Source organism: Agrobacterium sp. CNPSo 2736, from assembly GCF_004005385.1.
Classification (GTDB): Bacteria; Pseudomonadota; Alphaproteobacteria; order Rhizobiales; family Rhizobiaceae; genus Agrobacterium; species Agrobacterium leguminum.
The window spans coordinates 118,685-130,036 of sequence record NZ_RZTX01000016.1 but is presented as its reverse complement, the minus strand read 5'-3'; the positions used below and the strand labels follow the sequence as shown (position 1 = coordinate 130,036).

At 60.9% G+C, this 11,352-nt stretch carries 13 protein-coding genes; 5 read left to right on the top strand and 8 right to left on the bottom strand.

What is annotated here, in order from left to right:
- Positions 1–237: 237 nt before the first annotated feature.
- Together EM858_RS22010 and EM858_RS22005 are read right to left on the bottom strand one after the other, a co-directional pair.
- Positions 238–1,464 (bottom strand): hypothetical protein, encoded by a 1,227-nt coding sequence (locus EM858_RS22010; protein WP_127757956.1) that lies wholly within the window; start codon positions 1,462–1,464, stop codon positions 238–240.
- A gap of 143 nt (positions 1,465–1,607) precedes the next feature.
- Positions 1,608–2,204 carry a DUF1134 domain-containing protein gene (locus tag EM858_RS22005; RefSeq protein ID WP_003522931.1) on the bottom strand — a complete coding sequence of 199 codons (597 nt, stop codon included), beginning with the start codon at positions 2,202–2,204 and terminating at the stop codon, positions 1,608–1,610.
- Positions 2,205–2,455: 251 nt separating this feature from the next.
- On the opposite strand from EM858_RS22005, the gene EM858_RS22000 reads away from it, so the two are divergent.
- The 3 genes from EM858_RS22000 to EM858_RS21990 all read left to right on the top strand — a co-directional run bounded on the left by EM858_RS22000 (position 2,456) and on the right by EM858_RS21990 (position 4,912).
- The gene (locus EM858_RS22000; protein WP_003522930.1) at positions 2,456–3,103 is read left to right on the top strand and encodes a histidine phosphotransferase family protein; all 648 of its coding nucleotides are present in this window, start codon (positions 2,456–2,458) and stop codon (positions 3,101–3,103) included.
- Positions 3,104–3,188: 85 nt separating this feature from the next.
- On the top strand, positions 3,189–3,716 hold the full coding sequence (locus tag EM858_RS21995) for a GNAT family protein (protein ID WP_080815931.1): 528 nt from the start codon (positions 3,189–3,191) through the stop codon (positions 3,714–3,716).
- Between the two features lie 149 nt (positions 3,717–3,865).
- Complete coding sequence (locus tag EM858_RS21990; protein WP_164865522.1) at positions 3,866–4,912, top strand: alpha/beta fold hydrolase; 1,047 nt, start codon at positions 3,866–3,868, stop codon at positions 4,910–4,912.
- Positions 4,913–4,963: 51 nt separating this feature from the next.
- On the opposite strand, the gene EM858_RS21985 is transcribed toward EM858_RS21990, so the two are convergent.
- Both EM858_RS21985 and ctrA read right to left on the bottom strand, forming a co-directional pair.
- Positions 4,964–5,479 carry a GNAT family N-acetyltransferase gene (locus EM858_RS21985; protein WP_127757955.1) on the bottom strand — a complete coding sequence of 172 codons (516 nt, stop codon included), beginning with the start codon at positions 5,477–5,479 and terminating at the stop codon, positions 4,964–4,966.
- Between the two features lie 142 nt (positions 5,480–5,621).
- On the bottom strand, positions 5,622–6,326 hold the full coding sequence (gene ctrA, locus EM858_RS21980; RefSeq protein WP_003522926.1) for a cell cycle two-component system response regulator CtrA: 705 nt from the start codon (positions 6,324–6,326) through the stop codon (positions 5,622–5,624).
- 480 nt (positions 6,327–6,806) lie between these two features.
- Between ctrA and EM858_RS21975 the strand changes: the two genes are divergently transcribed.
- Complete coding sequence (locus tag EM858_RS21975; protein ID WP_003491821.1) at positions 6,807–7,157, top strand: flagellar export protein FliJ; 351 nt, start codon at positions 6,807–6,809, stop codon at positions 7,155–7,157.
- 287 nt (positions 7,158–7,444) lie between these two features.
- Positions 7,445–7,648 (top strand): DUF1059 domain-containing protein, encoded by a 204-nt coding sequence (locus EM858_RS21970; protein ID WP_003522925.1) that lies wholly within the window; start codon positions 7,445–7,447, stop codon positions 7,646–7,648.
- A 217-nt stretch (positions 7,649–7,865) separates the two neighbouring features.
- On the opposite strand, the gene EM858_RS21965 is transcribed toward EM858_RS21970, so the two are convergent.
- The 4 genes from EM858_RS21965 to cysQ all read right to left on the bottom strand — a co-directional run bounded on the left by EM858_RS21965 (position 7,866) and on the right by cysQ (position 11,029).
- Positions 7,866–8,147 (bottom strand): GNAT family N-acetyltransferase, encoded by a 282-nt coding sequence (locus tag EM858_RS21965; protein WP_003522924.1) that lies wholly within the window; start codon positions 8,145–8,147, stop codon positions 7,866–7,868.
- A 225-nt stretch (positions 8,148–8,372) separates the two neighbouring features.
- Positions 8,373–8,648 (bottom strand): DUF1153 domain-containing protein, encoded by a 276-nt coding sequence (locus EM858_RS21960; protein ID WP_003491799.1) that lies wholly within the window; start codon positions 8,646–8,648, stop codon positions 8,373–8,375.
- 191 nt (positions 8,649–8,839) lie between these two features.
- Positions 8,840–9,880: a DUF2793 domain-containing protein gene (locus tag EM858_RS21955; RefSeq protein WP_127757954.1), complete on the bottom strand. Its 1,041-nt coding sequence runs from the start codon at positions 9,878–9,880 to the stop codon at positions 8,840–8,842.
- A 360-nt stretch (positions 9,881–10,240) separates the two neighbouring features.
- The gene (gene cysQ / locus EM858_RS21945; protein ID WP_065656759.1) at positions 10,241–11,029 is read right to left on the bottom strand and encodes a 3'(2'),5'-bisphosphate nucleotidase CysQ; all 789 of its coding nucleotides are present in this window, start codon (positions 11,027–11,029) and stop codon (positions 10,241–10,243) included.
- Positions 11,030–11,352: the final 323 nt, after the last annotated feature.

The window sequence follows — 11,352 nt, the reverse complement described above, 5'->3', positions numbered from 1 at the left end:
GTTATGGGGCGGGTTTAGGGGCTCGGTGGGTGTGGCTCACCCCCCTCTGCCCTGCCGGGCATCTCCCCTCAAGGGGGGAGATCGGCAAGATGCTTTCTCGCCACTTCATTCTCAAACATCGAGATGGGCGAGACCTGGCCGCAGATCGATCTCCCCCCTTGAGGGGGAGATGCCCGGCAGGGCAGAGGGGGGTAAGCCGCACACTCAACGCGGGGCACAACCACACCCACCGAGAGCCTAATGTTTCCGCTTCTCCATCACCACCTTCGCCCGCTTCGCAAGGCTCTCCCGCCCCGATGAGCCGGAGGCCTTGGCAAGCAGCCCCGGAATGGGCGATTTCTCGCCCTCCTGCGCTGCTGTGAGCGCGATCATCTCGGCGGCGATCCTTGCGATTTCGCGGCGGATGGGTTCGTCATTGCCGGTGCCGCGCACGTTCAGCAGGCGTTCGGTGAGCGCGGTGCCCTGATTGCGGATATCCTCGATTTCCTGCTCCAGACCTTGCGACGCCGCTGGCTCCGTCACGACCGGGGGGGCCGGCTCCTCTGCGGCCATCGCCGGTGCCGCCTCTTCTTCGGCGGGTGCGGTTTCAAGCGCGGCGGATGGGGCGGGGGCCGTCGGTTGCGATGGGCTAACCGTTTTCTCCACCGGCACGGCAGGGTTCGGCAGGCGAATGATCATGTCGTTGGCGCGGCCGCCGGTTGCGGCAAGCTGTTCCTTGAGGCGGGCGACTTCCTGGTTGCGCAGCGTCAGCATCGTGTCGAGATCGGCATTTTTCGCCATGACGGTCGCGACCTGTTCCTCAAGCCGGGTGACCTTGCGGCTTTCGCGCGCAACGGCCGTCATCGCCTCCTTGTTGCGGGCCGCCACATCCTGCAATTCGCGGGTCGCGGTCTCGCCTTCCTTGCGGAAACGCGTGGCGCTCTGCTTGGCCTGCTCGGCTTCCAGATCGCGGGTGGCGGCAAGGATTTTCGAATCATCCAGCTCGCGCGTCAGATTGGTGAGGCGGGCGGTGAGATCGGACATCTGGCCGGCGCGCTCGTTGGCGGCCTGCTCCTGCTGTGCGAGGTTCGCCTGTACGACGCCGGCGTGTTCTTCGGCGGCATCGAGGGCCGCGCGCAATTCGCCGATTTCCAGCGTCAGCTCTTCGATTTTCAGGGAGAAGCTGCGGTTCTGTTCGCCCAGCCGATAGGCATCGCTGGAGGCGGCCTCGTTGGCGAGACGCAGCGAGGTATTCTTTTCCCGTTCCGTATCCAGTTCCTGGCGGACCTTGGCGTTTTCGGCGGCGTAGAGCGCACGCGCCATGTCCTTCTGGGCGCGCACTTCCTGCGGGCTGATGGGCATTGTCGCGCGTATGCGGTTTTCCGTATAGGCGACGATGCGGCGGTGGATCGCGGGTGCGATCAGCAGGGCCAGCAGGGTTGCGGTGAGAAAACCCAATCCGAAGAGAATGGCATATTCGATCACGCGGGACAGTCTCCGAAACTCAGATACGCGCGCATTCGGAAAGAGGGGCGCGAAAGCACGTTACGCTATTATTGCAACCGTGGGGAGGGGTGTCGCACCGTCAAAACCGGCCCGTTATTTCCTCCCGCCCCGGCTTTAGCGAATCAGAAGGGGTTCCAGGTCGGCTGCTGGGTGAGCTTCAGGTAACCGACATTGATGCCGAGGCGCGCGCCGATGCCGGTGCGGATGGGGGCAAGCGTCACGTCGCTGCTCTTCAGATAGGTCATGCCGACGCCGGCGACGATGAAGGCGGAGCCGCTCACACCACCGTAACGGCGGTAAAGCGCATCGACGGAGGGCAGGTTGTAGACCAGCATCATGGCGCGGGTGCCCTGGCCGCCATAATCGAGGCCGAGGGAGGGCCCCTGCCAGAAGACGGGGTGCTGGCCGGCATTCTTGGTGTAAAGCGTGCCTTCGCCATAGGTGAGACCCGCGACGAAGGCGCCGGAGCCTTCCTGGCCGAGAATGTAACCGTTCGGAAGACCGTATTGCTGGAAGGCGCGCTCCACCACCTTGGCAAGGCCGCCGGTGGTTTCACCGAAGAATCCGTGGCCTGCATCCACGACTTCCTGGAAAGAATATTGATCGCTGTTCTGGGCCGCGGCCGGTGCGACCCATATCAGGAGGCTCGCAAGGAGCGCGACGATCTTTCCCAGTCCGAGGCGTGCAATGGTGCGGGTTTTCGTAAGGCGCATCGTCATGTCCGTCCGTCTGTTTCGTTAGCGCATCGGTTCGAAAATCCGAATCGGTTTTCGAAAGGGCCGATGCGCAGAGTCAAAGTTCTACAGCATGTTTCGCGCATCCTTGCGGATACACGGGGCTCCAGTGTGGCCTGTTAAGGCATTTGGCATTTTGAAACCATCCTATTAACAATCGGTTTACCAAATATGGTGTCATTATGGCTTAACAATTTCCACACCGTCCGCGCCTCCCTTGCGCAGGAGAGAATTTTATGACCAGCAAACTCAATATCACGCTGTCCGGTCCCGATCTGGCGGCTCTTCTGTGCAGCCGTGTGTGCCATGATGTTATTTCTCCTGTCGGCGCCATCAATAACGGCCTCGAACTTTTGGACGAGGGCGGCACGGATGACGATGCGCTCGATCTCATCCGCACGTCAGCCCTTAACGCATCCGTGCGGCTGAAGTTCGCCCGCCTTGCTTTCGGCGCTTCCGGGTCTGCCGGCGCGTCCATCGACACCGGCGAGGCCGAAAAGGCCGCCCAGGATTTCGCCGCCGCTGAAAAGAAGGCGGAGGTGAGCTGGAACGGCCCGCGCGCCATCGTTGCGAAGAATCGTGTCAAACTTCTGCTCAACCTTTTCCTCGTGGCTTATGGCGCAATTCCGCGCGGCGGCAATGTGGATGTGCTGCTGGAAAGCCCCGACGGCGACGCCAGGTTCGAAATCACCGTCAAGGGCCGGATGATGCGCGTGCCGGCCAAGTTCGTGGAAATTTACGAAGGCAGGCTGGAAGAGGCGGTCGACGCCCATTCCGTTCAGCCCTATTACACGCTGCTTCTGGCCGAGGAGGCCAATATGGCGGTGGAATACAAGGTGCATGACGACCGCATCGTGTTTACCGCCAAGACGGTTGCCGAGTGACCGTTCAATCGCCGATCTGAATTTGTGAAAGGGCCGGGACCGCGTCTGCCGACGCGCCGGCCTTTTTCGTTTGGGGAGCATGTTCATGACCCGTCTGACAACCGCTCGCCTTGTCCTGCGGCCGCATGCCATCGCGGATGAAGCGCTTTATCGCGCCTTCTGGGGCGCGGATGTTCCGCAGATCGAAGGGGTCGTATCGATTGCGCCGCTGGACCCGGAACTCGCCTTCGCCCGGCTTTTGCGTTTTCTGGGCCATTGGTCCGCTTTCGGTTTCGGCCCCTTTGTGGTGGAAGAGCTTGCCACGGGGCGCATCGTGGGCGAGGTGGGTTTTGCCCATATGCGCCGTGGCAACGGTGAGGATTTCGACGGCGTGCCCGAGGCGATGTGGAAAATCGACGGGGCGCTGGTGGGCAAGGGTGTCGCGACTGAGGCGGTGGAGGCGGCGCTGCGATGGTTCGACGGTCGCGGGATTTCGCAGCGGACCGTCTGCATGATCAATCCGCTCAACAGTCCGTCGCTGGCCATAGCCGCCCGATTCGGCTTCCGGCCATTTCGCGATACGGCGTTCCGCGACAGCCCCGTTCGGCTTTTCGAGCGGATCGCGGATATCTAGGCATTTCCAGTAAGAGTGTGACGCGGGTTTCTCCAGCGCCCGGTGTTGCTGTCTCGAATCGCGTTTCAGGACGACCTGAAACCTGTTTGAGGTCTCGGCGGGCGGCGGATTGAACCAGGAGTTGGTCCATATCAACTCCGGAGCATCCCATGCGCTATCTTCTTCTGGCGGTCATCGTCATTTTTTCCACTGTCCAGTCCGCAACGGCGGAAAGCGGCATCGGTTTTAAACAGATCGAATTGCCGGATGAGGCCGGTTCGAGAACGCTAGCCGTTTCATTGTGGTACCCGGCCGCGCCGTCGGGCAAAAGCGAGATCGTCGGCGAAAATGCCGCCTTTTACGGCCTTGAGGTTCAACCGGGCGCTTCCCTTCTTGACGGTTCACGTCCTCTCATATTGCTGTCGCACGGTTTCGGCGGAAGCTGGCGCAATCTGAACTGGATTGCCGGTGAGCTTGTGCGGGAAGGTTATGTCGTGGCCGCCCCGGATCACGGCGGCGAATCGTTCACCGAAGAAAATGCGACCGAGATCGTTCCATTGTGGGAGCGGCCGCGCGACATCAGCAGAACGCTGACCGCATTGCTCGGCGATGACCGATTCGCCGGCAGCATCGACGCGACGCGCATCGCCGTAATCGGCCATTCCCTCGGCGGCTGGACCGCAATGGAGCTGGTTGGCGCGCGATACAGCGCCGATCTTGCCCTTAAGGAGTGCCGCGGGGAGAAGCGCCCGCCGCAATGCAAGGCTCCGCGGCTGCTCGCCAAAGTCGGGGTTGTCGGTAACGGCAGGGCCGATCCGCGGCTTTTGATGGATTTGAAGGATACCCGCATCCGCGCCGCCATTGCGCTGGATCTCGGGCCGGCCGCCGGTTTCCTGCCCGAGACGCTGCAAGCCGTCGGCGTGCCGGTTCTGGTTCTGGCCGCGGGTGTGGAAACACCGGAGATCGCCGCCATCAAGGCCGATTCCGACTATATCGCCCGGCATCTGCCAAAGGCGACGACCGTTTATCGGGACATACCGGATGCCAGCCATTTCAGCTTCATGCAGATTTGCAGGCCGAACGGCGAAAAGATCGTGGATGAGTTTTCACCGGGCGAAGGTTTCGTCTGCCGGGATGGCGGCGGCAGGGACCGCGCGGCCATCCATGCGCAGATCGCGGAGGCGATCCTCGGCTTTCTGAAAGCGGAAATGCGTTAGCTCGGATTTTCCGGACGCCTCGCTACCGGGATGGTCCTGAGGCGTCCCTTTTCAAACGGCATTTGCCGGATGGTGCCGATAAACGAGATCTTCGGGATCGGAACGGGGTGCTGCCGGGTCGAGCCTGCCGCCGATTCGTTCGGCGACGGCCGCGGATTTGCGGTTCTGCGGCGAGACGTAGCTGACAAGCGTGGGCAGGTTCAGGGTCTTGAAGGCCCAGTCGCGCAGCGCCGAGGCGGCTTCCGCCGCATAGCCGCGCCCTTCATGGCCTTCGTAAAGCAGCCAGCCCAGTTCCTTTTCCGGAAACAGCGGACCGTGATTGATGCCGACCTGGCCGATGCATTCACCCGTTTCACCGAGATCGATCATGAGCGCGCCATGGCCGAAAAAGTACCAGTTGGCCTGATCGTGGCAGAACACGCCCCATGTCGAGGGCAGGTCGTAAGGACCGCCGACACCGATGGAGCGCAATGACGTCATGAAATCCCGATAGGCTGGAAAGTCCGTGATCGCCAGCGGGCGCAGCGTCAGGCGTTCGGTCCTGAGGGTAGGGATGGGGTGGTTCATCTGCCGTCGTCCTCTGGCGATGCGTGGCTAGGTCTTTCTCCCTCATTCCTGTGACAAGCACAGGAATGAGGGAGAGAAAATCGCAACAAAAAACCCGCCGTTTCCAGCGGGTCTTTTAAAAACTGTCCTGTTCCGGAATGGATCAGGCGGTTTCGAGGAATTCCGTCGCGCCATCCGGCTCGCGCAGAACATAGCCGCGTCCCCAGACGGTTTCGATGTAGTTTGCGCCGCCGGCGGCGTTTGCGAGCTTCTTGCGCAGCTTGCAGATGAAGACGTCGATGATCTTCAGTTCCGGCTCGTCCATGCCGCCATAGAGGTGGTTGAGGAACATTTCCTTGGTCAGCGTTGTGCCCTTGCGCAGCGAAAGCAGCTCGAGCATCTGATATTCCTTGCCGGTCAGGTGAACGCGCTGGCCGCCCACTTCAACCGTCTTGGCATCGAGATTGACGATCAGCTCGCCGGTGGCGATGACCGACTGTGCATGGCCCTTGGAACGGCGGACGATGGCGTGAATGCGGGCAACAAGCTCGTCCTTGTGGAACGGCTTCGTCATGTAATCGTCTGCGCCGAAGCCGAGGCCGCGAACCTTGTCCTCGATGCCGGCCATGCCGGACAGGATGAGGATCGGCGTCTTGACCTTGGAGAGGCGAAGCGTTCTCAGAACCTCGTAACCCGACATGTCGGGCAGGTTGAGGTCGAGAAGAATAATGTCGTAATCATAGAGCTTGCCGAGGTCCACGCCTTCCTCACCGAGGTCGGTCGTGTAGACGTTAAAGCTCTCCGACTTGAGCATCAGTTCAATGCTCTGCGCTGTCGCGCTGTCGTCTTCAATAAGTAGAACCCGCATAATTATCCCCTTTGCCGCCCGCGAACCGGTAAATCATTGCCTCGCGCGATGCGGATCCAGACGTTGCCTGATTTGCAGGCTGCCACCAAATGGTTAACAAATTCTAATTGCCTTTGGCAAGGTGTATCGAATTTATTAAGCAAAGTAGGCATTTCGCTGTTTTTGCACGTGAATCCACCATCGCCAAAATTGAAGCTTAACGTGAGGAAATCCCGTTAAGTGATTCAATCGACTCTTACATCGTCGGGTCCATTTTTTTGGACCTGGCATTTACCGACCCTTAAATGATCGTCGTTATCATTAACGATGCCCGTAAACGAAAGGTTAACGACGGCGGTTTTTTATTAACGTCGGGTAACTTTTGGGAATCATTCCGGGACAGGGGTCAACCCTTACGGAAAAACGGGCGGGTTAAACGGGCCGATCAGGGTGGCATAGTGCCTTTTTGATCCGGGTCTCGCTATCCATGGAGTATTGCGTATGAAGTCGCGTGACAGCCTGGTTCGCCTGAAGGAATTTCAGGTCAATGAAAAACGCCGGCAGCTTAACCAGCTGCAGCAGATGATGTCCGAGTTCGAGCGGATGGCAAAGGAACTGGTGCATCAGATATCTCTGGAAGAGAGCAAGTCGGGCATTACCGATCCGACGCATTTCGCCTATCCGACCTTCGCCAAGGCCGCGCGCCAGCGGGCGGATAATCTTCAGGTCTCGATCCGTGAGCTGAAGGCCCAGCAGGAAGCCGCCGAGGCTTCGCTGGAAGAGGTGCAGGCCGAATATGAAAAGGCCGCTGCCCTCGAAAACCGCGACGGAGCCATCCGCGCCCGCGCCTGACCTATAGGCGCAGGAATTTACGAAGATCGTCCTCATTGACGGCTGCCGGTGGATCAGGAGGCGGCTTTCAATGACGGGACGCCATGCATTTTTTCGAAAGGCCGCTCTCTAAGGGCGGCCTTTTGTTTTGCCGCGTCGCCGGTGTTTCCCGCCGGGACGGTCAGGCCTGATTTCGATTGTCCGGAGGTGGGGAAAGGCGTATTTTACGGGGGTTCCGACCGTGAGCCGGAGGCTTTTACGTGCACGCGCCCCGTGCGGGTGCGGGCGGCACTTGCAGGGAGGAAAAAATGGCCCGCCAATATATCGATTGCCGCGAATTCCCCAGTGACAGCAGATGCACCGTCGCCATCTCCGCCGATTCTCCGGAGGAACTTATGGAAGCGGCCGTGCAACACGCCGTGGCCGTGCATGGCGCAAAGGATACGCTTGAATTCCGCGAAGAAGTCCGCCGGAGCATGCATGCCGGGACGCCGCCGTTGAAGGTGGCGTGATTTCTGGCGCACCCGAATATCTCCGCCGTCGTGCCGGACTTGATCCGGCATCCAGCCGGCGCGCGTCTGCGCGACGAGAAGAGTCTTTTCAGCTCAATGACTTGAGCTTGCTGGACCCCGGCTCAAGGCCGGGGTGACGGCGCGTGGATGCTCCGTTTTGGCCAAAACATCCGTCGATACGTAGATAACTGACATAACGCTCGTTATGTCTGCCCATTTACCCCTGAATAACATCCGCCCATTCCGCATGGCGCAACGTCTGGGCCTTGAAGAATGGGCAGAGCGGAATGATTTTCCAGCCGCCCTTGCGGGCTTCATCGATCGCATGGGCGGCAAGCGCCTGGCCGACGCCTTTGCCGCGCAGCGCATCGGGCACGCCGGTATGGTCGATGATGATGAGGGAAGGGGAGGTGCGCGAATAGGTCATCTCCGCCTTGTGGCCGTCGATGGTCGCCGAATATTCGCCGTGCGATCCGGTTTCGGTTGTCTTGATGTCCATGATGAGCGCCTTCCGCATTGCTGTTCGTTGTCGCCACTGTACCGGCTTCGGCCTGAATTGAAACAGCGGGATAGCGAACGCAGCGGACACAAACCGGCGACAATCGCCGGCTTTGTGGGGCAGTTCTCAGGGGGAAATCCGAAATCAAACCGAAAACCCCGTCGATAATCCGGCGGGGCGTTCTGGAAACTCGGTCTGGGCGCGTTTTCGCGCCGGCGCACTGTTTTAGTGGCGATATTGCTGAATGCGCGTGGTGCGCAGGCCGGCAAGGCCATGATCGGCAATCGAGGACTGCCAGGACAGGAATTCTTCGACGGTGAGCGTATAACGCTCGCAGGCTTCCTCGAGGCTCAACAGTCCACCGCGTACCGCTGCAACCACCTCCGCCTTTCTGCGAATGACCCAGCGACGGGTATTGGCAGGCGGAAGATCCGCGATCGTCAGAGGGCTGCCATCGGGGCCGATGACATATTTAACTCGTGGGCGTATCATTTCGGTCATTGGACACTCTATACAAACTCAAGACCATATGACGGGAACTCTATCCCGGTACCTTTAAAAATTGCCTAAGCAGCTCTAGACAATTTATTAAGAATTTGAACGGTTTCGCCTGATTTGTTCGAGTCGCCTTATTTTGCCGGGAAAAAATTTTTCCAAAAATCGCAATTTTTCTCTCTCATCGGTTGTTTCCATCAGAGCGCCGCAAGCGAAAGGCACGTTTTCCCGCTGCCCTGGGTAAATTCCGCCGTTCCCTCATGCTGCAGCCGCAGGCGGTCGCCGGCATCGAGGGAAAGGATGGAGGTTGCCGACTGCGATGTGCCTGACGTCGATGCATTGCCGGCGATGCCGAAGCTGGCCGCCGCACCGTTGATGAAAAGCGTCACCCGGTGGCCGGAAGAGGAGGCCACGGCGAGCGTCATGGCCGCCAGATAAGGGCCCTTTGCCGGAGCCACGAGTTCACGTCCGCCGCCGCTCACCGCATCGCCGAGCGCAAATCCGCCCTCGGCGATGGAGAGCACGGAAAAACCCGCCGTCGAGCCATTGGCGGGTTTCGTCGTACCCGCCGGCAGGCCGGCAACAGCGAGCGGGCGGTTCGGCATCGAGACCCGGCCGTCGCCGCTGCAGAGAAGTGCGGTGTGCCATGAGGCGCCATCCTTGCTGGTCTTGATCGAAAACCCGTCATTGCCGGCAAGGCCCATTTCCGCCCGGCCGCTCCAGCCGGACTGGAACAGCAGCGAGGCGGTATCGCCCTTGCCCGCCTTGTTGATCGTCATGCGGTGGCTGCCGCCTTCTTCGGCATGGGTGAAGAGGCTGGCGGGGGAGGTGAGCGCCAGCCGGTTGACGGCGTCGGCCTCGGTGCCGATGCCCAGCCGCTCCAGCCGGCCGGCGGCCGGCAGCGGCATGTCGCGCCAGTTGCCATCGTGCAGGATGCGATATCTGCTCTCGGCCGCAAACCACGCCGTCCAGCCGGGCTGCGGCGCGATCGAGAGCCAGGCGCCATCCTGCCGGAAGGCGAGCCTTCCGGCTTTGCCGGCCCAGTCGCCCGCGGCATCGGCGGAGAGGAGGAAACAATCCCCTTCCGCTGCGTTATCGGGCGGTGTGGTGACGATGGCCTTGATGGCCAGTTGCACGATCGCATCCAGCCTTTGCAGGGCTTCGTTATGGGTGACGTGTTTCTGGGCCTGCGAGGGGAGGATATAGGGAAGCCGAAGTCTCGCCGTCTGTTCCGTCATGATGTGCCTTCCGCGCTGTGGGGTTTCGTTGCGGGGCCATTGTGGGGTGGCGGGGTGGGGTGGGGATGAGCGGGGAAGAAATTTGTCCGCGCTGATCGGTATGAGGATGTTTTTGGGGGCTTCGGCGTATGCGGCTTACCCCCCTCTGCCCTGCCGGGCATCTCCCCCTCAAGGGGGGAGATCGGCAGGAGGCGCTACCGCCACTTCATTCGCAAACGTGGAGATGGGGGAGACCTATCCGCGAGTCGATCTCCCCCCTTGAGGGGGAGATGCCCGGCAGGGCAGAGGGGGTAAAGCCGCACCCACCGAAGCTCACCAATGCCGCGCGTCACCAATGCCGCAGCAAACGCCGAGCGCCTGTTACCCCGCGTGTTCCACCGCCATCGCCCCTTCGGCAATGAAATCCGGATTGGCCAGCGCATCCTCGCCATCACCCCTCACCGCATATGCAAGCGGCCTGCCCTCGCAATCGAGCGTCCTGCCGCCCGCAGCGCGCAGCACGGCGTCGCCGGCGGCCGTGTCCCACATCATGGTGCGGCTGAAGCGGGGGTAGATGTCGGCAGCGCCCTCCGCCAGCATGCAGAACTTCAGCGAGGAGCCGACGGAGATGCAGTCCTTCAGGCCGTGTTCGGCTACGAAGGCTTCCGTTTTCGCCGTGCAATGCGAGCGGCTGATCAGCGCCACGGGGGAGGCGCCGCGCTGGCGCGCCCGGATGGGGTGGCGCGAAAGGATGGCCCCTTCGCCGGAGATGGCGAGCTTTTCGGCGGCATTGTCCTCGCCCGTCCATGCCTGCCCGCGGCAGGGGGCGTAAACCACGCCGGCCACCGGAACGCCGTTGCGGATGAGCGCGATGTTGACGGTGAAATCGTCCTTGCCGGAAATGAATTCCTTGGTGCCATCCAGCGGGTCGACGAGGAAGAATTCCGCGCCGGTTTCCGGCAGGATGCCGCTCGATACCGCCTCTTCGGCAACCACGGGGATGTCGGGAAAATGGGCGGCCAGCGCCGCAAGAATGATCGCCTCGGCGCGCTGATCGGCCTCGGTCACCGGCGAGCAGTCGTCCTTATACGACACATGCGGGCCGGCACGGTGGACCGCCATGATGGCCTGCCCGGCGTCCAGCGCCGCTTTCGTCAATATGTCGATCATCTCTTTGCCAATTGATCCCGTCTGCGGGATATCGCCGTTCCGATCTTCGCTACTCCTTTGCCCGCTGCCCGTCAAATAATGGCGTCGGACAATGCTGAAATAAGCATCCGGCCGTCATTTTTTCAGCACTTCCTGCCAAAATCATGGCTCTTTTGACCGGGAAAGCGGCAGTCCATGTGGAAATTCCAAATTTTGTGCAGGATCGCCCGTTTTTGACTTCACATTTTTAACGAACACGATATGCATTTTGGGGGTGGGGGCCTGCCTGCAAGGGCGCTCCTATAATTAACATAACGAGGCGTGGCCCATTCGAGGTCGTGCCC

Excerpts from the sequence above, each read along its gene's own strand:
- EM858_RS22005 (WP_003522931.1), bottom strand. The coding sequence starts at position 2,204 with ATGACGATGCGCCTTACGAAAACCCGCACCATTGCACGCCTCGGACTG.
- EM858_RS21995 (WP_080815931.1), top strand. The coding sequence starts at position 3,189 with ATGACCCGTCTGACAACCGCTCGCCTTGTCCTGCGGCCGCATGCCATC.
- ctrA (WP_003522926.1), bottom strand. The coding sequence starts at position 6,326 with ATGCGGGTTCTACTTATTGAAGACGACAGCGCGACAGCGCAGAGCATT.
- EM858_RS21970 (WP_003522925.1), top strand. The coding sequence starts at position 7,445 with ATGGCCCGCCAATATATCGATTGCCGCGAATTCCCCAGTGACAGCAGA.
- EM858_RS21960 (WP_003491799.1), bottom strand. The coding sequence starts at position 8,648 with ATGACCGAAATGATACGCCCACGAGTTAAATATGTCATCGGCCCCGAT.
- EM858_RS21975 (WP_003491821.1), top strand. The coding sequence starts at position 6,807 with ATGAAGTCGCGTGACAGCCTGGTTCGCCTGAAGGAATTTCAGGTCAAT.
- EM858_RS21990 (WP_164865522.1), top strand. The coding sequence starts at position 3,866 with ATGCGCTATCTTCTTCTGGCGGTCATCGTCATTTTTTCCACTGTCCAG.
- cysQ (WP_065656759.1), bottom strand. The coding sequence starts at position 11,029 with ATGATCGACATATTGACGAAAGCGGCGCTGGACGCCGGGCAGGCCATC.
- EM858_RS22000 (WP_003522930.1), top strand. The coding sequence starts at position 2,456 with ATGACCAGCAAACTCAATATCACGCTGTCCGGTCCCGATCTGGCGGCT.
- EM858_RS21955 (WP_127757954.1), bottom strand. The coding sequence starts at position 9,880 with ATGACGGAACAGACGGCGAGACTTCGGCTTCCCTATATCCTCCCCTCG.
- EM858_RS21985 (WP_127757955.1), bottom strand. The coding sequence starts at position 5,479 with ATGAACCACCCCATCCCTACCCTCAGGACCGAACGCCTGACGCTGCGC.
- EM858_RS21965 (WP_003522924.1), bottom strand. The coding sequence starts at position 8,147 with ATGGACATCAAGACAACCGAAACCGGATCGCACGGCGAATATTCGGCG.